Source organism: Mycobacterium cookii (genome assembly GCF_010727945.1).
Lineage (GTDB): Bacteria > Actinomycetota > Actinomycetes > Mycobacteriales > Mycobacteriaceae > Mycobacterium > Mycobacterium cookii.
This window is the reverse complement of the sequence record NZ_AP022569.1, coordinates 2,422,708-2,445,752: the sequence shown is the minus strand read 5'-3', so window position 1 is coordinate 2,445,752 and position 23,045 is coordinate 2,422,708. Positions and strand designations below refer to the sequence as shown.

The 23,045-nt window shown below is 67.2% G+C and carries 20 protein-coding genes and 1 pseudogene; 12 read left to right on the top strand and 9 right to left on the bottom strand.

Annotation, left to right across the window (positions count from 1 at the left end; genetic code table 11):
• Positions 1-2: 2 nt before the first annotated feature.
• Positions 3-311: a chorismate mutase gene (locus G6N27_RS11360; RefSeq protein WP_163776420.1), complete on the bottom strand. Its 309-nt coding sequence runs from the start codon at positions 309-311 to the stop codon at positions 3-5.
• Between the two features lie 262 nt (positions 312-573).
• Here G6N27_RS11360 and pcrA point away from each other — a divergent pair, with 262 nt between their 5' ends.
• Entirely contained in the window at positions 574-2,889 is a 2,316-nt protein-coding gene (gene pcrA, locus G6N27_RS11355) for a DNA helicase PcrA (protein ID WP_232065064.1), read from the top strand.
• Positions 2,890-2,903: 14 nt separating this feature from the next.
• Here the strand turns inward: pcrA and G6N27_RS11350 are convergent, their stop codons facing one another.
• On the bottom strand, positions 2,904-3,494 hold the full coding sequence (locus G6N27_RS11350) for a hypothetical protein (RefSeq protein WP_372513051.1): 591 nt from the start codon (positions 3,492-3,494) through the stop codon (positions 2,904-2,906).
• Between the two features lie 3 nt (positions 3,495-3,497).
• Positions 3,498-4,568, bottom strand: coding sequence for a M23 family metallopeptidase (locus tag G6N27_RS11345; RefSeq protein ID WP_163776418.1), 1,071 nt, complete (start codon positions 4,566-4,568; stop codon positions 3,498-3,500).
• A gap of 239 nt (positions 4,569-4,807) precedes the next feature.
• Between G6N27_RS11345 and sucC the strand changes: the two genes are divergently transcribed.
• The 3 genes from sucC to G6N27_RS11330 all read left to right on the top strand — a co-directional run bounded on the left by sucC (position 4,808) and on the right by G6N27_RS11330 (position 8,500).
• Positions 4,808-5,971: an ADP-forming succinate--CoA ligase subunit beta gene (gene sucC, locus G6N27_RS11340; RefSeq protein WP_163776417.1), complete on the top strand. Its 1,164-nt coding sequence runs from the start codon at positions 4,808-4,810 to the stop codon at positions 5,969-5,971.
• Positions 5,972-5,989: 18 nt separating this feature from the next.
• Positions 5,990-6,892 carry a succinate--CoA ligase subunit alpha gene (gene sucD / locus G6N27_RS11335; protein WP_163776416.1) on the top strand — a complete coding sequence of 301 codons (903 nt, stop codon included), beginning with the start codon at positions 5,990-5,992 and terminating at the stop codon, positions 6,890-6,892.
• Positions 6,893-6,955: 63 nt separating this feature from the next.
• Positions 6,956-8,500: an acetyl-CoA acetyltransferase gene (locus G6N27_RS11330; protein WP_163776415.1), complete on the top strand. Its 1,545-nt coding sequence runs from the start codon at positions 6,956-6,958 to the stop codon at positions 8,498-8,500.
• Here G6N27_RS11330 and G6N27_RS11325 read toward each other — a convergent pair whose 3' ends face one another.
• Positions 8,501-8,902 carry a hypothetical protein gene (locus G6N27_RS11325; RefSeq protein ID WP_163776414.1) on the bottom strand — a complete coding sequence of 134 codons (402 nt, stop codon included), beginning with the start codon at positions 8,900-8,902 and terminating at the stop codon, positions 8,501-8,503.
• A gap of 13 nt (positions 8,903-8,915) precedes the next feature.
• Complete coding sequence (locus G6N27_RS11320; RefSeq protein WP_163776413.1) at positions 8,916-9,764, bottom strand: LLM class F420-dependent oxidoreductase; 849 nt, start codon at positions 9,762-9,764, stop codon at positions 8,916-8,918.
• 263 nt (positions 9,765-10,027) lie between these two features.
• Here G6N27_RS11320 and G6N27_RS11315 point away from each other — a divergent pair, with 263 nt between their 5' ends.
• From G6N27_RS11315 to G6N27_RS11285, 8 genes and pseudogenes are all read left to right on the top strand, one after another.
• On the top strand, positions 10,028-10,864 hold the full coding sequence (locus G6N27_RS11315; protein ID WP_163776412.1) for a DUF5336 domain-containing protein: 837 nt from the start codon (positions 10,028-10,030) through the stop codon (positions 10,862-10,864).
• A gap of 62 nt (positions 10,865-10,926) precedes the next feature.
• Positions 10,927-12,231 carry a cell division protein PerM gene (locus G6N27_RS11310; RefSeq protein WP_372513049.1) on the top strand — a complete coding sequence of 435 codons (1,305 nt, stop codon included), beginning with the start codon at positions 10,927-10,929 and terminating at the stop codon, positions 12,229-12,231.
• 10 nt (positions 12,232-12,241) lie between these two features.
• Positions 12,242-12,871 carry a phosphoribosylglycinamide formyltransferase gene (purN, locus tag G6N27_RS11305; protein ID WP_163776411.1) on the top strand — a complete coding sequence of 210 codons (630 nt, stop codon included), beginning with the start codon at positions 12,242-12,244 and terminating at the stop codon, positions 12,869-12,871.
• Between the two features lie 18 nt (positions 12,872-12,889).
• A pseudogene (locus tag G6N27_RS25680) lies at positions 12,890-12,963 on the top strand (hypothetical protein); the annotation flags it as partial.
• A gap of 66 nt (positions 12,964-13,029) precedes the next feature.
• A complete protein-coding gene (gene purH / locus G6N27_RS11300; RefSeq protein ID WP_163776410.1) occupies positions 13,030-14,598 on the top strand; it encodes a bifunctional phosphoribosylaminoimidazolecarboxamide formyltransferase/IMP cyclohydrolase in 1,569 nt (522 codons plus the stop codon).
• A 382-nt stretch (positions 14,599-14,980) separates the two neighbouring features.
• Positions 14,981-15,391 carry an LGFP repeat-containing protein gene (locus G6N27_RS11295; RefSeq protein ID WP_232064963.1) on the top strand — a complete coding sequence of 137 codons (411 nt, stop codon included), beginning with the start codon at positions 14,981-14,983 and terminating at the stop codon, positions 15,389-15,391.
• A gap of 108 nt (positions 15,392-15,499) precedes the next feature.
• Positions 15,500-16,894, top strand: a complete 1,395-nt coding sequence (locus G6N27_RS11290) for an ATP-binding protein (protein WP_163776408.1) — start codon at positions 15,500-15,502, stop codon at positions 16,892-16,894.
• Positions 16,887-18,866, top strand: coding sequence for a vWA domain-containing protein (locus tag G6N27_RS11285; protein WP_163776407.1), 1,980 nt, complete (start codon positions 16,887-16,889; stop codon positions 18,864-18,866). Before G6N27_RS11290 ends, G6N27_RS11285 begins: the two co-directional genes overlap by 8 nt.
• 9 nt (positions 18,867-18,875) lie before the next feature.
• Here the strand turns inward: G6N27_RS11285 and G6N27_RS11280 are convergent, their stop codons facing one another.
• From G6N27_RS11280 to G6N27_RS11265, 4 genes are all read right to left on the bottom strand, one after another.
• Entirely contained in the window at positions 18,876-19,478 is a 603-nt protein-coding gene (locus G6N27_RS11280) for a DUF1707 SHOCT-like domain-containing protein (RefSeq protein ID WP_163776406.1), read from the bottom strand.
• A gap of 73 nt (positions 19,479-19,551) precedes the next feature.
• On the bottom strand, positions 19,552-20,913 hold the full coding sequence (locus tag G6N27_RS11275) for a ClC family H(+)/Cl(-) exchange transporter (protein WP_163776405.1): 1,362 nt from the start codon (positions 20,911-20,913) through the stop codon (positions 19,552-19,554).
• 118 nt (positions 20,914-21,031) lie between these two features.
• Positions 21,032-21,865 (bottom strand): enoyl-CoA hydratase family protein, encoded by an 834-nt coding sequence (locus G6N27_RS11270; RefSeq protein ID WP_163776404.1) that lies wholly within the window; start codon positions 21,863-21,865, stop codon positions 21,032-21,034.
• Entirely contained in the window at positions 21,865-23,031 is a 1,167-nt protein-coding gene (locus G6N27_RS11265) for an acyl-CoA dehydrogenase family protein (RefSeq protein ID WP_163776403.1), read from the bottom strand. Before G6N27_RS11265 ends, G6N27_RS11270 begins: the two co-directional genes overlap by 1 nt.
• Between the last annotated feature and the right edge of the window lie 14 nt (positions 23,032-23,045).

The following is a 23,045-nucleotide window of genomic DNA, read 5'->3' as shown; positions in this document are numbered from 1 at the left end:
GGTCAGTGACCGAGCCGGCCGCGGCCCAGCCGGAGCAGCAGCATGGCCAGGTCTTTGCCTTCGGGTCCGAGCTCGCTGTAGCGCTCGATGACCTTCATCTCGCGGCTGTGCACCAGCCGGGTGCCACCGGATGCCATTCGGGCTTTGCCGATCGCCCTGGATACCTCGGTGCGACGCCTGACCGCGGCCAGGATCTCGGCGTCGAGCCGGTCGATTTCGTGGCGCAGGTCGTCGATGTCGGTGAGTTGTTCGGTTTCGACTGTCATTTCAGACTCCGGAATCTCATGGTGTGGAGGGTTTTGCGGATTCATCCGGTTTCGGGCCTCACACAAGAGACGAGCCCCGGATCTCAGAAGCGGACCGCGGGGCTCTGGGAAGCAGCTAAACCACGGGCACCGCTGGCCGGTACCCGTAGAAAAATCGCCACTGCGCATTGAGCACGAAATGAGTGTGCCATTAGGAGGCGTTCCAGCGCAAAGGTGTCGCCGAACAGCGGTAGGTTGGGGCAGTCATGACCTCGCCGGCGACGATAGACAGGGCAATGCGATCTGGAAGGGCAGGAGGAGCGGCGAAATCACGAGTGCGCGCGTAACCGATTCCGAAACTGAGCAGCTTCTCGACGGCCTCAACCCGCAGCAGCGCCAGGCGGTTTTGCATGAGGGCTCGCCGCTGCTGATCGTCGCGGGCGCCGGATCCGGCAAGACGGCCGTGCTGACCCGTCGCATCGCCTACCTGTTGGCCGCCCGCGACGTCAGCCCCGGTCAGATTCTGGCGATCACGTTCACCAACAAAGCCGCCGCGGAAATGCGTGAGCGGGTGGCGACGCTGGTCGGCCCGCGGGCCCGCTCGATGTGGGTGTCGACATTCCACTCGACCTGCGTGCGGATTCTGCGTAACCAGGCGTCGCTGATCGAAGGCCTCAACTCCAACTTCTCCATCTACGACGCCGACGATTCGCGACGCCTGCTGCAGATGATCGGCAAGGACATGGGCCTCGACATCAAGCGGTTTTCGCCACGGCTGCTGGCCAATGCCATCTCGAACCTGAAGAACGAACTGATCGACCCGCAGCAGGCGGTCGCCGACCTGACCGACGAGACCGACGATCTGGCCCGCACGGTCGCCGCGGTCTACACCGAATATCAGCATCGGCTGCGGGTGGCCAACGCGCTCGACTTCGACGACCTGATCGGCGAGACGGTCGCGGTGCTGCAGGCCTTCCCGCAGATCGCCGACCATTACCGCAGGCGGTTCCGGCACATCCTGGTCGACGAATACCAGGACACCAACCACGCCCAATACGTCCTGGTGCGCGAATTGGTCGGCCGTGAAAGCGAAACCGAGGACAGCGTCCCGCCCGGCGAACTCTGCGTGGTCGGCGATGCCGATCAGTCGATCTACGCGTTCCGCGGGGCCACCATTCGCAACATCGAAGACTTCGAACACGACTACCCCGACGCGACGACGATTCTGCTGGAACAGAACTACCGCTCCACGCAGAACATCCTGTCCGCGGCCAACTCGGTGATCTCCCGCAACCCCGAGCGCCGGGACAAGCGGCTGTGGACCGACGCCGGCGAGGGTGAGCTGATCGTCGGCTACGTCGCCGACAACGAGCACGACGAGGCGAGGTTCGTCGCCGAGGAAATCGATGCGCTCGCGGCAAGCAGTGGCATCAGCTACAACGACGTCGCCGTCTTCTACCGCACCAACAACTCGTCGCGATCATTGGAAGAGGTGTTCATCCGAGCCGGCATTCCCTACAAAGTCGTTGGGGGAGTGCGGTTTTACGAGCGCAAAGAGATTCGCGACCTGGTTGCCTACCTGCGGGTGCTGGACAACCCCGGTGACGCGGTCAGCATGCGGCGCATCCTCAACACCCCGCGGCGCGGCATCGGCGATCGCGCCGAGGCGTGCGTGGCGGTGTACGCGGAGAACACCGGCTCGAGCTTCGCCGATGCGCTGGAGGCCGCCGCCGAAGGCAAGGTGCCGATGCTGAACACCCGCTCGGCCAAGGCGATTGCGGCCTTCGTGGAAATGCTCGACGAGTTACGCGGGCATTTGGACGGCGAACTCGGCGAGCTCGTCGAGGCTGTGCTCGACCGCACCGGTTACCGCGACGAACTCGAGTCGTCGAGTGACCCGCAGGATCTGGCGCGGCTCGACAACCTGAACGAATTGGTCAGCGTCGCACACGAATTCGCGACCGACCTGGCCAACGCCGAAGCTCTCGGAACCGACCTTGACGACGAGGACGTGCCGGACCTTGGTGTCCTTGCCCAGTTCCTCGAACGGGTGTCGTTGGTGGCCGATGCCGACGAGCTTCCTGAGCACGGGTCCGGCGTGGTGACGCTGATGACCCTGCACACCGCCAAGGGGCTGGAATTCCCGGTGGTGTTCGTGACCGGCTGGGAAGACGGAATGTTCCCGCACATGCGGGCTTTGGGCGATCCCCGCGAACTGTCCGAGGAGCGTCGACTCGCCTACGTCGGGATCACCCGGGCGCGCCAGCGGCTGTTCGTCAGCCGGGCCAAGGTCCGGTCGTCGTGGGGTCAGCCGATGCTCAATCCCGAATCGCGGTTCCTGCGCGAGATCCCGCAAGAGCTGATCGAGTGGCGGCGCACCGACCCGACCCCGTCGTTCAGTGCGCCGGTGAGCGGAGCCGGCCGATTCGGCGCGCCGCGGCCGTCGCCGACCCGCAGCGGCGGCGGTAGCAAGCGCCCGCTGTTGACGCTGGCACCCGGCGACCGGGTCACCCACGACAAGTACGGGCTGGGCCGCGTCGAAGAGGTGTCCGGGGTCGGCGAATCGGCGATGTCGTTGATCGACTTCGGCAGCTCGGGACGGGTCAAGCTGATGCACAACCACGCGCCGGTCGCGAAGCTCTAGCCGGGCAATCCAGCTCAGTCGTCTAGTAGCCAGTCCCTGGTGCGCGGCAGCATCGTCAGCACCGCGCTGGCGATCGGCAGGAGTGGCAGCGTGTGCACGATCCACGCCACGCGTGCACCGGCGATGAACACGCCCAGATACGTCAGGATCGCGACGACCGCACCGGCCACGATCAGGTAGCGGCCGAGGGTTTGACGCAACAGCAGCAGAATCACCCCGCCGACTGTGGCCATGGCGAACACCAGCCCCAGGAAGGCCACTGCGACGCAGAACAGGCGATCGGAGTGCCACCAGCCGGCGATCAGCTCGGTCGCCACCACCGAGGTGGCCCAACCGCTGACGATGCTGACGGCCGCTGCGGCTATCGCCGGCGCTGCGCTGGGCTGGAAGGCCGGCGCAGGGGCGTACGGCGGAGGCGAGACCGGACGGGGCGGTGGTGCCTGGCGCGGAATGTGGGTGGTGCGGGTGTCTTCGACCACCGGCATCGCGCCGGTCGGGGCGCGTCGAATGATGCCGGTCTGAGGGGCGCCGCCCGCACGCATGGGACCACTCGGCGGTTGCGTGGGCGGGCGATCGAGCGGTGGGGGAGTGTTCGGGTCAGTCACCGGTCAACCGGCAAAGGTGCCGACACTGAGGCCCCGCTTGGCCAGCCACGGCACGGGATCGATCCGCTGCGAGCCGCCCAGTAGAACTTCGAAATGCAGGTGCGGGCCGGTGGAGTTGCCGCGGTTGCCCATGGTGGCGATCTGGTCGCCGGCCATCACCCGTTGACCGACGCTGACCAGCGTGGTGTTGACGTGGCCGTACAGCGTGACCGTGCCGTCGGCGTGCCGGATCTTGACCCACATTCCGTAGCCCGCGGTCGGACCGGCGTCGATGACCAGCCCGTCGGACACCGCGTGGATCGGGGTGCCGATGGAGTTCGCGAGGTCGATGCCGGCGTGCAGCACACCCCACCGGTAGCCGAAGCCAGAGGTGAAGATTCCCTTGGTCGGCATGACGAAAAGCGGCTGCTGCAGCCGGGCTTCGCGCTCGGCGCGCTCCTGGGCGAACGCGACGCCGTGCGCCAACTCGGCGTTGTGCACTGCCACATTCGCAGCGGGCCGCACGGCGACCATCTGCATGCCCTGGGCGGAGGTGCTGATCGGCCCGCCGGTCAAGGCCGCGGCGTCGGCGGCCAGCACGGTCTGCGCTTTGGAGTGATCGGGGGTCTGGGTGGCGGAGTGCGCAGCTGCGGCTGCGGCGCCGGCGGCCATCGCGCCGATCAACACCCGGCCCCGGGTCGGCCCGGTCAGTTGTTTGCGGTGCTGCGCCCGCCGGGCCCACGGCTCCGCGTCGTCGCGATCGCGGCGCGGGTCACGGTGATGCGCTCCGATCAGGCGCTCGGTGCTCGCTTCGGTGACGCTGGGGGCGTCGAGAGCCATCACTACGAGGTTGTCAGTGTCGTCCAGGTCGTCGAGTTCGGGTGCGCGCAGGACCTGCGCTTCCTTGTCGAAAGCAGAGTTTTCGCTGAAGTCCAGATCATCGAGTTTTCCGAACTCATTGAACGGAATGATGTCGGTGACTTCGTTGCGATGAAGGGCTGGCCTGCGGTTGCGCGACGCCGAGAGCTCTCCCCGAACAGGAGACGGTGCCGGAATTTGCTGGGTCAACCTGATTGTCCCTCGAGCCGTAACCATAACGTTATCTGGACTCTGAGAAGGTAACCAACCGGCGCGTGGCGTCGCAAGTCCAGTCAGAAATCCACCCGGGATTGTGATTCGGATCACTCCCGGCGCTCCGGTGAGATCTGCCACATCCACCGATGCCGACGACGGAACGCTCTGGCCGTCTCGATACAGTTCCCGCAAGCGGGCGATGGAAAACCCAGGGCCCGCGTGAGAAACGAAAAACTAGGCCGACACACAGAAGTGAGCCCATGGATCTTTTCGAGTATCAGGCGAAGGAACTGTTCGCCAAGCACAACGTCCCGACGACACCCGGGCGGGTGACTGACACCGCCGAGGGAGCCAAGGCGATCGCCGAAGAGATCGGCCGCCCGGTGATGGTGAAGGCCCAGGTCAAAGCCGGCGGCCGCGGCAAAGCGGGCGGCGTGAAATACGCCGCGACCGCCGACGACGCCTACAACCACGCGAAGAACATTCTCGGCCTGGACATCAAAGGCCACATCGTCAAGAAGCTGCTGGTGGCCGAGGCCAGTGACATCGCCGAGGAGTACTACATATCCTTCCTGCTCGATCGCGCCAACCGCACCTACCTGGCCATGTGCTCGGTGGAAGGCGGCATGGAGATCGAGGAGGTCGCGGCCACCAAGCCCGATCGGCTGGCCAAGGTCCCGGTGAACGCCGTCAAGGGTGTCGACCTTGCGAGCGCCCGCTCGATCGCCGAGCAGGGCCACCTGCCCGCCGAGGTGCTCGACGCCGCGGCGATCACCATCTCCAAGCTGTGGGAGGTCTTCGTCGGCGAGGATGCCACGCTGGTCGAGGTCAACCCGTTGGTGCGCACCCCGGACGACCAGATCCTCGCGCTGGACGGCAAGGTCACCCTCGACGCCAACGCCGACTTCCGGCAGCCCGGCCACGTCGAGTTCGAGGACCGCGACGCCACCGACCCGCTGGAGTTGAAGGCCAAGGAGCACGACCTGAACTACGTCAAGCTCGACGGCCAGGTCGGCATCATCGGAAACGGCGCCGGCCTGGTGATGTCGACGTTGGACGTCGTGGCCTACGCCGGCGAAAAGCACGGTGGGGTGAAGCCGGCCAACTTTCTCGACATCGGCGGCGGCGCCTCGGCCGAGGTGATGGCCGCCGGACTTGACGTCGTCCTGGGTGACCACCAGGTCAAGAGCGTGTTCGTGAACGTGTTCGGTGGCATCACCTCGTGCGACGCCGTCGCCACCGGAATCGTCAAGGCGCTGGAAATCTTGGGTGACGAGGCCAACAAGCCGCTGGTGGTCCGGCTGGACGGCAACAACGTCGACGAGGGCCGGCGCATCCTGTCCGAGGCGGCCCACCCCCTGGTGACACTGGTGCCGACGATGGACGAAGCCGCCGACAAAGCCGCCGAGCTGGCGAGCGCCTGAGCAAGGAGAAATGACCTCATGGCTATATTCCTGACCGCTGAAAACAAGGTCGTCGTCCAGGGCATCACCGGCTCGGAGGCCACCAAGCACACCGCGCGGATGTTGGCGGCCGGCACGAAGATCGTCGGCGGGGTGAACGCCCGCAAGGCCGGCACGACCGTCGCGCACAAGGACGTCAACGGTGACCCCATCGAGCTGCCGGTGTTCGGCAGCGTCGTCGAGGCCATCGAAAAGACCGGCGCCGACGTGTCGATCATCTTCGTCCCGCCGGTGTATTCCAAAGACGCGATCATCGAGGCGATCGACGCCGAGATCCCGCTGCTGGTTGTCATCACCGAGGGAATCCCGGTGCAGGACAGCGCATATGCCTGGGCCTACAACCTCGACAAGGGTGGCAAGACCCGCATCATCGGCCCGAACTGCCCCGGCATCATCAGCCCCGGCCAGTCGCTCGTCGGCATCACCCCGGCCAACATCAGCGGCCCCGGGCCGGTCGGCCTGGTCTCCAAGTCCGGCACGCTGACGTACCAAATGATGTACGAGCTGCGCGATTTCGGGTTCACGACGTCGATCGGTATCGGCGGCGACCCGGTGATCGGCACCACCCACATCGACGCCATCGAGGCCTTCGAGAAGGACCCCGAAACCAAGGTCATCGTGATGATCGGCGAAATCGGCGGCGACGCCGAGGAGCGGGCGGCCGACTACATCAAGGCCAACGTGTCCAAGCCGGTCGTCGGTTACGTCGCGGGATTCACTGCGCCGGAAGGCAAGACGATGGGCCACGCCGGCGCCATCGTGTCCGGCTCGTCGGGCACCGCGGCCGCCAAGAAGGAAGCCCTCGAGGCGGCCGGCGTCAAGGTCGGCAAGACACCGTCGGAGACCGCCGCGCTCGCCCGGGAGATCCTGCAGAGCCTGTAGGAATTGGAACACGTTACAGGTTTCGGTTAGCCTGACGAACTAACACTTCTCAGGAGGCCTGTAATGGCGGTTGGCGCTATAGACCCCCGTACTCCCGTCGTCGTCGGGGTTGGCCAGTTCACCGAACGCATCGACGATCCCGGTTACCGCGGCCTGTCCTCCGTCGACCTGGCGACCGAGGCCGTGCGGGCCGCACTCGCCGACACCGGTGCGGACGTGGGCACGGTGGCGCAGGCCATCGAGGTGTTCGCCGGCCTGCGCCAGTTCGAGATCTGCACCCCGTTCACCAAGCCGCCGCTCGGTTGCTCGGACAACTACGTGCGGTCGGTGGCCAACCGGGTCGGCGCCGATCCGGCGCGCGCGGTGCTCGAGCCGATCGGCGGCAACGGTCCGCAGAAGCTGATGACGGAGTTCGCCGGGGCGATCGCCGCCGGTGACATCGAGGTCGCGTTGATCCTCGGGTCCGAGCCCGGGTCCACGGCGAAGTACTTCGCCGGCCGTGACGACAAGCCGGACTTCACCGAGCACGTCGGCGGCCAGCTCGAGGACCGTGGATACGGTTTCGAGCAGTACATGAGCGAGTACACCGCGAAGCACGGGCTGACTGGAGCGCCGGTGCAGTACGGGCTGCTCGACAACGCCCGCAGAGGACGGCTCGGGTTCGGCGTCACCGATTATCGGCACGCGATGGCCGAGCTCTTCGCTCCATTCTCCAAAGTTGCTGCCAAGAATCCGTTTTCGTCGTCACCGGTGGAACGGTCGGTGCAGGAGATCGAAACGGTCACCGACGAGAACCGGATGATCTGCGATCCGTATCCGCGGCTGCTGGTGGCGCGCGACACCGTCAACCAGGGGGCTGCTGCGCTGGTGATGTCGGTGTCGGCGGCCCGGCGACTCGGAGTGCCGGAGGGCAGGTGGGTCTATCTGCGTGGGCATGCCGACCAGACCGAGCAGGACCTGCTGGACCGCGTCGACGTCAGTATCAGCTACTCCGCCAAACAAGCTGTGGCAGAGGCGCTTCGGGTCGCCGACATCGGCATCGACGGCGTGGCGACATTCGACCTCTACAGCTGCTTCCCGTTTCCGGTCTTCGCGGTGTGCGATGACTTCGGGCTCACCGCCGATGACCCACGCGGTTTGACGCTCACCGGCGGGCTGCCGTATTTCGGCGGCCCCGGCAACAGCTATTCGTTGCACGGCATCGCCGAGACCGTGGCCGCCATGCGCGACAAGCCGGGCTCGTTCGGGCTCGTCGGCGCCAACGGCGGTGTGATGAGCAAGTATTCGGTGGGGGTGTACTCGACCAACGCCGGCGAGTGGGCGGTCGACCGCAGCAAGGAATTGCAGCAGAACATCGCTGCGCTGCCGAAGGTGCCGGTCACTCGAAATGCCAACGGCGCGGCCACCATTGAGACGTACTCGGTCCACTACGACTGGCCGGCGACGACCGGTGTCATCATCGGCCGGCTCGACGACGACGGCTCGCGGTTCATGGCGCTCAGCGAGGACGAGAATCTGGTGGCGTTGATGACCGACGGTGACCCGCTGGGTGCCCGCATCACCGTGCAGTCGACCGGCGAGGGCATCAACCGGGCTGCACTGCGCTGACTACCCCGCGCTGTTGATCGTGTCGACCAGACCCTGGCAGTCGGCGACCGTCACCGTCAGCGCCGAGTGATCCCGTAGACCCAGCACCCGGCGGATGCGCGGCTCGAAGTGGATGCACGCGCCTTGGGCGGCGTTGGTGCCGAACGTCAGCCCGTCGTCGGCCAGCGACAGTCGCGCGCCCACCGCGGTCCACCACCGGTACGGGCCGGTGACATGGGCGTGCACCACCTGCGACAGCGGCGCGTCGACATGTAGCGGCCCGTACCGGGCGACCAGCCGACCGTCCTCGGTGACGGTGACGCCCTGCGTGCCCGGCCACAGCCGGAACGGCAGCCAGATAGGAGTTAGCCGGCTTTCGTATCGGTAAGGGAAGAACCGGCCCTGCGCGTCGTCGGCTGTCACGATGCGCTTAAGGCTAGACCGCAGCGGCGAGCTTGCCGGCCAATCGCTCCACGTATGCGGCGACCTCGTCGTGCGATTTGTCGGGCAGCCCGAACAACACCTCGGTGACGCCGAGTTCGGCCCAGTGCGCCAACTTCTCCGGCACCGGCTTGAAGTCCAGCGCCACGATCTGCGGTGCGCCGTCCCGGCCAGCGGAAGCCCAGGTGTCCTGCAGCAACTTCACCGGCCCGTCGATGTCGAAGTCGCGCGGAGTGGTGATCCAACCGTCGGCGCTGCGCGCGATCCACTTGAAGTTCTTCTCGTTGCCCGCCGCCCCGACCAGCACCGGGATGTGCGGCTGCACCGGCTTCGGCCACGCCCAGCTGGGCCCGAAGTTGACGAACTCACCTGCGAAGGAAGCCTCTTCCTGGGTCCACAACGCGCGCATCGCCTCGATGTACTCGCGCAGCATGGTGCGACGCCGCCCCGCGGGGACGCCGTGGTCGGCGAGCTCGTCGGTATTCCAGCCGAACCCGACGCCGAGGCTGACCCGCCCACCGGAAAGGTGGTCCAAAGTCGCGATGGATTTGGCCAGAGTGATCGGATCGTGCTCGACGGGCAATGCCACCGCGGTCGACAGCCGGACGCGTGAGGTCACCGCGCACGCCGCGCCGAGGCTGACCCACGGATCCAACGTGCGCATGTAGCGATCGTCAGGCAGCGTCTCGTCACCGGTCGTCGGATGGGCGGCCTCGCGCTTCACCGGGATGTGGGTGTGTTCGGGCACGTAGAACGTCTGAAATCCGTGGTCGTCGGCGAGTTTGGCCGCCGCTGCCGGAGAGATACCGCGATCACTGGTGAACAGCACAAGCCCGTAGTCCATGGATGAATTAGAACGTGTTCCAATCTGGCGGGCAAGCGCCGGGGGTGAGGTGGCGGGCCTCGGCATCCCGCCGAGGTCCGCGCCGACCCACCGGCCGAGGTGCGCTAGCGTGGATGATCGGCTCGCGTCGCAACCTCTCGCGCCAGCCGTCGCCACGGCGTTCAGCGAGCGTTCCAAGGTAGCCTCGCGAGGAGCGGCGCGCGGGAGCAGCTGCGCCGTATGACAATGGCGCCGCAACAGCATTGGAAGGCACAGGAGAAGCCATGAGTTACCCGCCCGGCAGTCCCGGATATCCGCCCGCACAGTCGGCGGGCTCCTACGGGGCCCCCGCCGCATCGTCGTTCAACAAAGCCGGCGACGCAGAAAGCAACCTGCAGCATTACCTGACGATCGCGGTGCTGGCTCTCGGCCTGGTCATCTACCTGGTGAGCTACGGTCCGCTGATCACCCACGTGCTTCCCAACGGCGACGAGCTCGTCGAAAAGGACCCGATTCCGGTCGGCCTGGCGCTCGTGGCGGGCCTGCTGGCCGGCGTGAGTCTGCTGCCCAAGGCCAAGGATTACGCCGGGGTGTTCACGGTGATCGCCACCGTGGGCGCCCTGCTGCTGATCGAGGACGCCATCGGTGCGACCGGCCGCGGCTGGGCGCTGTGGGCCGCAGTCGCCGCCGCCGTCGTCCAGTCTTCGATCGCCGCCAGCGCGCTGTTGCTGGAAGCGGGCGTCATCACTCCGCCTGCGCCGCGGCCCAAGTACGACCAGTACGGGCACTACGGTCAGTACGGCTACTACGGACAGCAGGCTCCTTACCAGCAGTCCGGATATGGGGCGCAGTACGGCGGCTACCCGACGGGGCCCACGACCGGCGGCTTCAGCGCGCAGCCTGGACCGCAGCCGAGCTCGCCGCAGAGCCAGCAGCACGGATCGCCCACCCCGCCAACGGGATTCCCCAGCTTCAGCCCGCCGCCGTCGTCGTCCGGCTCCGGTTCGCCCGGTCAGGGAAACTCCGCGGACCACGCCGGCTCCGGTCACGGCCAGCACTCCTACGGCCAGGGTCAGCAGCCGCAGGCTCCGTCCTCGCCGTCGGGCCCGTCACAGTCCTGACGGTGCGCTGTCGGGCGCGGCGGCTCGCCTACCAGGGGATCTGTCGGTAACGTGCTCGAAGCGTGACGTCGGTGCAGGACAGTCGAAGCGCGGGCGCCCGACAGGCCCGTGATCTCCTCCGGGTCGCGTTCGGCCCGGCCGTGGTCGCGCTGATCATCATCGCGGCAGTGACGCTGCTGCAGCTGGTCATCGCCAACAGCGATATGACCGGCGCCTTGGGCGCGATCGCCAGCATGTGGCTGGGTGTACACCAGGTGCCGATCTCCATCGGTGGCCGCGAGTTGGGCGTGATGCCGCTGCTGCCGGTGCTGCTGATGGTGTGGGGCACCGCACGCACCACCGCGCACGCGACGCCGGCCACCTCGTCGTGGTTCGTCATCAGGTGGATCGCCGCGTCGGCGGTCGGCGGACCGCTGCTGATCGCCGCAGTCGCATTGGCCGTCATCCACGACGCCGCATCGGTGATCACCGCGCTGCAGACGCCGAGTGCGCTACGGGCTTTCGTCAGTGTGCTTGTCGTCCACGGCATCGGGGCGTCCATCGGCGTCGGCTCGCGGGTCGGCCGCCGGGCGCTGGCGGCATCGCCGCTGCCGGGCTGGCTGGGTGAGTCACTGCGCGCCGCGACGGCGGGTGTGCTGGCCCTGTTCGGATTGTCGGGTTTGGTCACCGCCGCTTCCCTGGTCGTGCACTGGGGCACGATGCAAGACCTGTATGCGATCACCAACTCCGTCTTCGGCCAGTTCAGCCTGACCGTGTTGTCGGTGCTGTATGTGCCCAACGTCATCGTCGGGACCGCGGCGATGGCGGTGGGCTCCAGCGCGCATCTGGGCTTCGCGACGTTCAGTTCGTTCACCGTATTCGGCGGCGACATGCCGGCGCTGCCGGTGCTGGCGGCAGCGCCTCATCCGCCGTTGGGCCCGGTGTGGGTCGCGCTGCTCATCGTCGGCGCGTCGGCGGGGGTCGCTCTCGGCCAGCAGTGTGCGCGACAGCCGTTGCCGATCTTCTCGGCGATCGCCAAGCTGGGGACCGCGGCGTTGCTGGCGGCGGTGTCGGTGGCAGTGCTGGGTTATGCGGGCGGCGGGCAACTGGGCAACTTCGGCTCCGTCGGAATCGACCAGGGCACTTTCGGTTTCGCGGTGTTTCTGTGGTTCGCCGCGGTCGGCTGGGTTACCGTCGCGATGGCCGGCGGGATTCGGTATCGGCCGCGGAAGCCGAAGCCGAAGCCGGTGCGGGCGCGCGAACCGATCGCCGAACCACTCGTTGACGAAGACGTCCCCCTCGACCCGATTCCCGAGGTCGAAGACGACGACCACAGCGTCCCCGCTGAGCCCGGCCTCGATGCCGACGACCCGCCCACGCCCCACTAGGGTCGATGGCGTGCAGCAAACCTTCCGCGTGCCGCCCAGCGCACCGGCACGAGTGGTGGTGCTGGCATCTGGTACCGGTTCGCTGCTGGCGTCGCTGCTCGATGCCGCCACCGGTGACTATCCGGCGCGGGTGGTCGCCGTCGGCGTCGATCGCGACTGCGCGGCTGTCGACATCGCCGCAGCGGCATCATTGCCGACTTTCACGGTCCGCCTGGCTGACCATCCCGACCGGGCCGCCTGGGACGCCGCGCTCGCCGAGGCGACCGCGGCACATTCGCCCGACTTGGTCGTCTCCGCGGGATTCATGAAAATCCTTGGGCCACAATTCCTGTCGAAATTCGAGGGCCGCACCCTGAACACCCACCCGGCATTGCTGCCGGCATTCCCGGGTGCACACGGGGTGGCCGACGCGCTGGCCCACGGCGTGAAGGTCACCGGCTGCACGGTGCACCTGGTGGACGCGGGCACTGACACCGGCCCGATACTGGCTCAGCAAGCCGTCGCGGTGCTCGACGATGACGACGAGCAGACCTTGCATGAACGCATCAAGGTCGTCGAACGACAACTCTTGGTTGATGTGATCGCCGCGGTCGCGACCGGCGGCGTGACGTGGATCGGACGAAAGGCGAGTATCGGATGAGCGACCGCGCCAGCGACGATGCAGAGCGCAGCGATGAGGAGGAGTGGCGCAGATGAGGCGCGCCAGCGACGATGCAGAGCGCAGCGATGAGGAGGAGTGGCGCAGATGAGGCGCGCCAGCGACGATGCAGAGCGCAGCGATGAGGAGGAGTGGCGCGTATGAGCGACAACGGTAAAAGACCGATCCGGCGCGCTTTGATCAGCGTGTACGACAAGACCGGGCTGGTCGAACTTGCGACCGGCCTGCACGAGGCCGGTGTCGACATCGTCTCCACCGGATCGACCGCGAAAACCATTGCCGATAACGGCATTCCGGTGACCCCGGTGGAGAAGGTCACGGGTTTCCCGGAGGTGCTGGACGGCCGGGTCAAGACCTTGCATCCCGCCGTGCACGCCGGCCTGCTGGCCGATCTACGCAAGCCCGAACACGCGGCCGCGCTCGAGAAACTGGGGATCGCGGCGTTCGAGCTGGTTGTGGTCAACCTGTACCCGTTCAGCCAGACCGTGGAGTCCGGCGCGGGCCCCGACGAGTGCGTCGAGCAAATCGACATCGGTGGGCCGTCGATGGTGCGCGCCGCCGCGAAGAACCATCCCAGCGTCGCCGTGGTCACCGACCCGCTCGGCTACGACGGAGCGCTCGCCGCCGTGCGTAACGGCGGGTTCACGCTTGCCGAGCGTAAGCGGTTGGCGTCGTTGGCATTTCGGCACACCGCGGAGTACGACGTCGCGGTGGCCGGGTGGATGGAGTCGACGCTGGCACCCGAGCAGCCCGCGTCGGAGTTCCCGGAGTGGTTCGCCGCGACCTGGCGCCGCTCGGCACAGTTGCGTTACGGCGAGAACCCGCATCAGCAGGCCGCGCTCTACGTCGACGACAGCGGATGGCCCGGCCTGGCCCAGGCCGAGCAGCTGCACGGAAAAGAGATGTCGTACAACAACTTCACCGATGCCGACGCGGCGTGGCGGGCGGCATTCGATCACGAGCAGACCTGTGTGGCGATCATCAAGCACGCGAACCCGTGCGGGATCGCGGTCTCCTCGGAGTCGGTGGCCGATGCGCACCGCAAAGCCCACGAGTGCGACCCGCTCAGCGCGTTCGGCGGGGTGATCGCGGCCAACACCGAGGTCACCGTCGAGATGGCCGAATACGTCAGCACCATTTTCACCGAGGTGATCGTGGCGCCGGCCTACGCGCCGGGCGCCGTCGATGTGTTGGCCCGCAAGAAGAACGTGCGGGTCCTCGTCGCGTCCGAACCGCTCGAAGACACCGCAGAGCGCCGCCAGATCAGTGGCGGGCTGCTCATCCAGCAACGCGACCGCATCGACGCCGACGGCGACAACCCGGACAACTGGACGTTGGCAACCGGCGACCCAGCCGACCCGGCCACGCTGGCGGATCTGGTCTTCGCGTGGCGAACCTGTCGCGCCGTCAAATCCAACGCGATCGTCATCGCCGGGGGCGGCGCGACCATTGGGATCGGCATGGGACAGGTGAACCGTGTCGACGCGGCGCGGCTGGCGGTCGAGCGTGGCGGCGACCGGGTCAGCGGCGCGGTCGCGGCCTCGGATGCGTTCTTCCCGTTCCCGGACGGCTTGGAGACACTGACCGCCGCGGGCGTGAAGGCGGTCGTCCACCCGGGCGGGTCGGTGCGCGACGACGAGGTCACCGCTGCCGCCGCGAAGGCCGGTGTGACGCTCTACCTGACCGGCGCTCGGCATTTCGCGCACTAGGCGTTGATTTCGTCCCGCACCGGGTTCCGACGTGTAGCAAAAGTTAGGTAAGGCACTCCATTGCGCGGGTTTGAACGCGCGCCGACCGTTGTGCAAAGCATTGCCAATTGCGGAGATTGGTCGCCTTGATTCGGGTCCGAACAAGATCAGATCGGCCTACAGTCGGGAATCAGGACCGCCGACGGCGGTGAGTCCTGTGCGATCCGAAGGTATTCGAGAGGAAGAAATGCCCGCGATAACAAAAAGAACAGCGTCGTTCTCAATCGCAATTGCAGCTTTTGCACTGGTCGGTGCGGGTTGTCATCAGTCGAACAACTCCAGCAACGCCTCGAGTTCGTCAGCTGCGTCGTCCTCGTCATCTGCGATGACGTCATCGGCCGCTATGGCTCCGTCGTCGACCGGCGCCGCGCCAACCTCGACGCAGATCGCCGGAAAGAACGGCACCGAGTACACCGTTGAGGGACCGATCCTGGCCAAGTGGGAGACCCTCAACGACGAGCAGAAGAAAGACCTGGGCGCTCCGTACGACAACCAGAAGAACACCTTGGACAACAGCGGCGTCTACCAGCAATACGACGGTGGCGTCCTGATCTACCGCAACGGCGGCCCCGTCTACCTCGTCTGGGGCAAGATCCGCGACGCGTGGAACGACAACCAGGCCTCGCAGGGCAAGCTCGGCTACCCGACCGCCGACGAGATGAAGGAGCCCGACGGCTCCTACAAGTCGACGTTCGAGCACGGCACGATCACCTGGAAGGAAGGCGACGAGAAGGCGACTGTCACCGCCAGCTAGCCGCACAACTCACCGCAACGAGGCCGGGCAATCCACGCGATTGCCCGGCCTTGTTCTCGCCGGGAGGACCGGGGCGGTGCCGTATTCGCCGAGCCGTCGTAGCGTGGAGTGGTGACCGCTGCGAATAATCTGCCCCGCACCGTCGGCGAACTCCGTGCCGCCGGGCATCGCGAACGGGGAGTCAAGCAAGAAATCCGCGAAAATCTGCTGGCACGCCTCGCCGAGGGCGCTGAGGGTGGAGCGATCTGGCCAGGCATTCTGGGCTTCGAGGACACCGTTCTACCGCAGCTGGAGCGGGCGCTGATCGCCGGCCACGACTTCGTGCTGCTCGGTGAACGTGGGCAGGGCAAGACCCGGTTGCTGCGGGCATTGACCGGACTGCTCGACGAGTGGACGCCGGTGATCGCCGGCGCAGAGCTCGGCGAGCACCCGTATTCGCCGATCACGCCGGAGTCGATCCGCAAAGCGGCCACGCTCGGCGACGACCTCCCGGTCGAGTGGCGACACCGCAGCGAGCGCTACACCGAGAAGCTGGCCACCCCCGACACCAGCGTGGCCGACCTGGTCGGCGACATCGACCCGATCAAGGTCGCCGAAGGCCGGAGCCTGGGCGACCCTGAAACCATTGCCTACGGCCTGATTCCGCGGGCGCACCGCGGCATCGTCGCGGTCAACGAGCTGCCCGACCTGGCCGAACGCATCCAGGTGTCGATGCTGAACGTGATGGAAGAACGCGACATCCAGGTGCGCGGTTACACCCTGCGGCTGCCGCTCGACGTCCTCGTCGTAGCCAGCGCCAACCCTGAGGACTACACCAACCGTGGTCGCATCATCACTCCGCTCAAGGACCGGTTCGGCGCCGAGATCCGCACCCACTACCCGCTGGAGCTCGACGCCGAGGTCGAGGTGATCCGCCAGGAAGCCCACCTCAGTGCTCAGGTGCCCGAGTACCTGGTTCAGGTGATCGCGCGGTTCGCCCGCTACCTACGCGAGTCCAACTCCGTCGATCAGCGATCCGGGGTGTCGGCGCGGTTCGCGATCGCCGCGGCCGAGACGGTCGCCGCCTCCGCGCGGCACCGCGGCGCGATGCTGGGCGAGACGGACCCGGTGGCCCGGGTGGTCGATCTGGGAACCGTGATCGACGTGCTGCGCGGCAAGCTGGAATTCGAGTCCGGCGAAGAAGGACGCGAGCAGGCCGTGCTCGAACATCTGCTGCGCCGTGCCACCGCCGACACCGCATCGAGAGCATTGGGCGGTCTGGATGTTGGTCCGCTGGTGGCCGCGGTCGAGGGTGGTTCAGCGGTGACGACCGGTGAGCGCGTGTCTGCCAAAGACGTGCTCGCGGCGCTCCCGGACCTGCCGGTGATCGAGGCGATCGCCAAGCGGCTCGGCGCGGAATCCGAGGGCGAGCGCGCCGCGGCGCTCGAATTGGCGTTGGAAGCATTGTATTTGGCCAAGCGCATCGACAAGGCATCCGGAGAAGGCGAAACCGTCTATGGCTAAAGGGCATTCGTCGCGGTATTCGGCGTACACCGGCGGGCCGGACCCGCTGGCTCCGCCGGTGGACCTGCGCGAGGCGCTCGAACAGATCGGTCAGGACGTGATGGGGGGTACGTCGCCGCGTCGGGCGCTGTCGGAGCTGCTGCGGCGTGGCACGAAGAACATGACCGGTGCCGACCGGTTGGCGGCCGAGGCCAACCGCCGGCGACGAGAACTGTTGCGCAACAACAACTTGGACGGCACGCTGCAAGAGATCAAGAAGCTGCTCGACGAGGCGGTGCTGGCCGAGCGCAAGGAACTGGCCAGGGCCCTGGACGACGACGCCCGCTTCGGTGAATTGCAACTCGACGCGCTCCCGCCGTCGCCGGCCAAAGCCGTGCAGGAGTTGTCGGAGTATGACTGGCGCAGCAACGAGGCACGCGAAAAGTACGAGCAGATCAAGGATCTGCTCGGCCGGGAGATGCTCGACCAACGTTTCGCCGGCATGAAGCAGGCGCTGGAAGGCGCCACCGACGAGGACCGCCAGCGGGTCAACGAGATGCTGAACGATCTCAACGAGTTGCTGGACAAGCACGCGAGAGGTCAAGACTCCGAGCAGGATTTCCAAGACTTCATGGACAAGCACGGCGAGTTCTTCCCGGAGAACCCGCAGAACGTCGAGGAGCTGCTGGATTCGCTGGCCAAGCGGGCCGCGGCCGCGCAGCGGTTCCGCAACAGCCTCAGCCCCGAGCAGCGTGCCGAGCTGGATGCGTTGGCGGAGCAGGCATTTGGATCGCCGGCGTTGATGGAGGCGCTCGGCCGGCTCGACGCTCACCTGCAGGCGGCCCGGCCGGGTGAGGACTGGGATGGCTCGTCGCAATTTTCCGGCGACAACCCGCTGGGCATGGGTGAAGGTGCGCAGGCGCTGGCCGATATCGGCGAGCTGGAACAACTCGCCGAGCAGCTGTCGCAGAGCTATCCCGGCGCCACGATGGACGACGTCGACCTCGACGCGCTGGCCCGTCAGCTGGGCGACCAGGCCGCCATCGACGCCCAGACGCTCGCCGAACTCGAGCGCGCGCTGGTGAACCAGGGTTTCCTCGACCGCGGCTCGGACGGCCAGTGGCGGCTGTCGCCGAAGGCGATGCGACGCCTGGGCGAAACCGCGTTACGCGATGTCGCACAGCAACTTTCCAGCCGTCGCGGTGAGCGTGAACTCCGGCGGGCCGGCGCCGCGGGCGACCTGACCGGCGCCACCCGGCCGTGGCAGTTCGGTGACACCGAGCCGTGGAACGTCACCCGCACGCTGACCAACGCGGTGCTGCGGCAGGCCGGAACGTCGGCGGACAATCCGGGCTCGATCGCCATCACCGTTGACGATGTCGAAGTGTCGGAGACCGAGACCCGCACTCAGGCCGCGGTCGCGCTGTTGGTCGACACGTCGTTCTCGATGGTGATGGAGAACCGCTGGCTGCCGATGAAGCGCACCGCGCTCGCGCTCGATCATCTCGTTCGCACCCGATTCCGTTCAGATGCGTTGCAGATCATTGCTTTCGGCCGTTACGCGCGTACCACGACCAGCGCGGAGCTGATGGGCTTGGAAGGCGTATACGAGCAGGGCACCAACCTGCATCATGCGCTGGCGCTGGCCGGCCGGCATCTGCGGCGGTACCCCAACGCGCAGCCCGTGCTGCTCGTCGTCACCGACGGTGAGCCGACCGCGCATCTCGAAGACGTCGACGGCAGCGGACGTTCCTCGGTATTTTTTGACTACCCGCCGCACCCGCGGACCATCGCCAACACCGTGCGGGGCTTCGACGAAATGGCCAGGCTCGGCGCCCAGGTGACGATCTTCCGGCTCGGCAGTGACCCCGGGCTGGCCCGCTTCATCGACCAGGTTGCGCGCCGCGTCGAGGGTCGGGTCGTCGATCCCGATCTCGATGGGCTGGGCGCGGCTGTGGTCGGCGACTATCTGCGGTCTCGCCGGCGCCGGTAGGCCGGCGGTTCAGCGCTGGGTCTTGCGGTTCTTCCGCTTGATGCCGACGCCGCCCCACAGCGAGAAGCCGTGAATGCGCACGGTCGGTGCGCCGGGCGTGCCTTCGCCCGGAACATCATGTTCGAAGCCGCCCATCACCCCGTGGCCCTTGATCTCCACGTTGACCTCGGGCGGCAGCAGGATGGTCTGGCCGCCCATGATCGACGTCGCGTGAATCTCGACATCGGTGGAGGTGAAGTCGGCGTAGCGCAGGTCGATGACGCCACCGCCCCACAGCGCGAACGTGGTCAGCTTCTTCGGCACGTTCCAACGGCCCCGCCGCTCGAATGCACTCATGATGGCCAGCAGCAGCATCGACGGCGCGGGTTTGGCCGGGCTACCGCTCCGGGGACTGACCGACGAACCCAGCAGATCTGACCGCAACCGATCGAGATCCTCGTAAGTTTTCGCCGCGTACGCCTTGGTCAGCCGGTCTTCGTAGTCGCTCATCTGCAACTTGCCCTGAGCCGCGGCATCGGTCAGTAGCTGCGCTACCTCGATACGGTCGGTCTCACCGGCACGCGTCATCGCGTTCCGCTGATCCTGCGCCCCTCGCTGGGCCGATTTGCTCATCAGAGACGAGCCTACGTCTAACAAATTTTGCTGCAAGGGATCTTCACCAAACTGCTACGCCACGTTGGAGAACTCACTCAGCTGCCGCTGCCGAGCTTTCCGCGGCGCGTTGGGTCAGCCGGTCGTAAATCGGTTGAGACCGCAGCGCGATCGCGACGAGCATCGCGACGGCGCAGGCTCCGAGCATGGGTGGCAGTTGATTGGTGTTGCCGGTCATTTCGGTCGCCAGGATCAGGCCGGTGACGGGGGCGTGCACCGACGCGGTGAAAAAGGCGGCCATGCCGATGACAGCGCAAGCGGCCAGGCTCGGCGTGACGTGCGGCGTCAGGTGCACGGCGACGAGGCCCACCAGCAGTCCGGCGTGCGAGCCGAGCACGAGCATCGGCGCGAACAATCCGCCCGGGGTGGCGGCGGCGTAGGAGACGACACCGAGCGCGAACCGCAGCGCGAGCACACCGGCGACGGCCACCAGCGCGCCGTGTTCCACCAGCGCGTTCTGGGTGAGGTTGTCGCCGCTGCCCGCCAGATCCGGCGCCGCCCAGACGATCAGCCCGACCAGCGCGCCGGTCAACGCGGCGCGAACCTCCTTGGGCCAGCGGCTGCCGTCGGCTCGGCGCAGGGCGCGCATCACCGCCTCGTTGTAGAGCACCCCGAGCAGGCCGGTGACGAGCCCGATCGCCAGCACCCAGCCGGACTCCACAAGCCGCGGGTCGGCCAGCGGCTTCATGTGGAACTCGTATCGCGACGGCATCAGCAGCCGGGCGGCGGCGAAGCCGGACGCGGACGCCACCAGGGTGGCGACCGTGGTGCGCGGGTCGAACCGTTTGACGAGTTCTTCGAGGACGAAGACGCCGCCCGCGATGGGCGCGTTGAAGGCGGTGGCCAATCCGGCCGCGGCGCCGCCGGCGACCAGGATGCGGAGGTCAGCGATGTTCCGGCGGGTCAAGGTGGCGACCATGACCGCAGCGGTACCACCCATCTGAACGGACGGCCCTTCGCGGCCGAGCGCCATGCCGCTGCTGATGGCCAGCAGTCCGCCCACGTATTTGACCGGCAGGATGCGGAATCGGTCGGGTCGAACCCGGCCGTCGGCGACCGCTTCGACACGCGGAATTCCGCTGCCCTCGGCATGCGGTTCGACGCGGTGCACCAGAGCGGCCGCGATGGCGGCGGCGGCCGTGCAGACGAGGACGACGACGATCAACCCCCACCAGGTGCCGTGCGCCCAGTGGGCGAGGTGTCCGCGCAGTCGCGCGCCCTGTTCGAGGAGGAGCCGGAAGCTTGCCGCACTGACTCCGGTGAGCACGCCCACCAAGGCGGCCGCGAGCACGAACCCGATCAGACTGTCGGCGCTTTCGCCCTGGGCGTCAACCGGATGCGTCGTCGGACGCCGCCACCCGGTGAACAGGCTGCGCAGCACATCTCGGGCGGGCACGTCTAAGGAGCCTAATGGCCGGGCCCGACTCCTCAGCGGGCCGCTACCGGGCCCGCATCGTCATCCGGCGTGGCTGAATTGCCGGACTCCTCAGCGGGCCGCTATCCGGCCCGCATCGTCATCCGGCGGCCCAGCGCGGTGGCCGCTTCTCCAGGAACGACAACATGCCCTCGCGGGCCTCGTCGGAGACGAACAACCTCGCCGACTCGGCGCCGAGTCGTTCCGCGTCGCGGTCGAAGCCCTCGAGGATGGCCGCGGTGGTCAGCGCCTTGGACGCGGCCAGCCCTTGCGGCGACCCGCGCCCGATGTCTGCTACCAGCGACGCCACTGCGGCCTCGACATCGTCGGCGGCCACGGTGATCAACCCGATCTCAGCGGCGACGGCGGCATCGAACTTTTCGCCGGTCAGGTAGTAACGCGCCGCGGCCCGCGCCGACAGCTTCGGCAGCAGCGTCAGCGAGATGATCGCCGGCGCGACGCCGATGCGGGCTTCGGTGAGCGCGAAGGTGCTCTGCGACCCGGCGACGGCGATGTCGCAGGCGGCGACCAAGCCCATGCCGCCGGCGCGGACGTGGCCGTCGACGGCGGCGATCACCGGCCGCGGCGACTCGACGATGGCGCGCAGCAGCGCCGCCATCTCCCGGGATCGTTGCGCGGTTGCCTCGTACGCCGATGGTGGCGACCCGCTTGGCCCGGCTGCGCCGCCCTCGCGATCGCCACGAGGATCTGAGCTCGTTGCTTGCGACCCTGCCGAGAGATCGGCGCCGGCACAGAACGTGTTGCCGGTGTGGCCGAGCACCACGGCCCGCACCGACGGGTCGTCCGCGGCATCACGCAGGCCCTGATGCAATTGGCCGACCAGCGCGGCCGACAGCGCGTTGCGGTTGTGTGGCGAATTCAGCGTCAGCCGCGCCACATGGCCGTCGACGCTGTATTCGACTACCCGGTCCATCAGTAGCTGCGCGGCAGGCCGAGCGATGTCTGCGCGACGAAGTTGAGCACCATCTCCCGACTGACCGGTGCGATCCTGCCGAGGCGGGCCGAGGCCATCATGGCCGCGACGCCGTACTCCTTGGTGAGCCCGTTGCCGCCCATCGATTGGATGGCCTGATCGACCGAGCGGGTAGCTGCCTCGGCCGCAGCGTATTTCGCCATGTTGGCCGCTGTGGCGGCACCGCCGTCGTCGCCGTTGTCGTAGAGTGTCGCGGCTTTCTGCATCATCAGCTTGGCCAGTTCGACCTCGATGTGGCACTGCGCCAACGGATGTGACAGTCCCTGGTGTGCGCCGATCGGCGTGCCCCACACCTGGCGGGTCTTGACGTAGTCGGCGGCCCGGTCGAGCGCGAAGCGCCCCATGCCGACGCTGCTGGCCGCGCCCATGATGCGCTCCGGGTTCAGTCCCGCGAAAAGCTGTGCGATGGCGGCATCTTCGGCGCCGACCAGCGCGTCGCTGGGCAGCCGGACGTCGTCGATAAACACCTGGAACTGCCGCTCCGGGCTAATGATCTCCATGTCGATCGGGGTGTAGGTGAAGCCGGGCGTGTCGGTCGGCACCACGAACAGCGCCGGCCGCAGCTTCCCGGTTTTGGCCTCCTCGGAGCGGGCGACCACCAGCACCGCCTGGGCCTGGTCCACGCCGGAGATGTAAACCTTCTGCCCCTTGAGGATCCAGTCGCTGCCGTCGCGGCGTGCGGTGGTGGTGATCTTGTGCGAGTTGGATCCGGCGTCGGGTTCGGTGATCGCGAACGCCATCGTGATGGTGCCGTCGGCGATACCGGGAATCCAGCGCTTCTTCTGCTCCTCGGTGCCGAACTTGGAGATGATCGTGCCGTTGATGGCAGGTGAGACCACCATCAGCAGCAGCGCGCTGCCCGCGGCCGCCATTTCTTCCATCACCAGTGACAGCTCGTACATTCCGGCGCCGCCGCCACCGTACTCCTCAGGCAGGTTCACCCCCAGGAAGCCGAGTTTGCCTGCCTCGGACCACAGTTCGTCAGTGTGCTCCTGAGCGCGGGCCTTCTTCAGGTAGTACTCGCTGCCGTATTTGGCGGCCCAATCGGACACCGCCTTGCGCAGCGCCCTGCGATCTTCATTCTCGATGAAGCTGCTGTCGGTCATGTGGATCTCCTTGT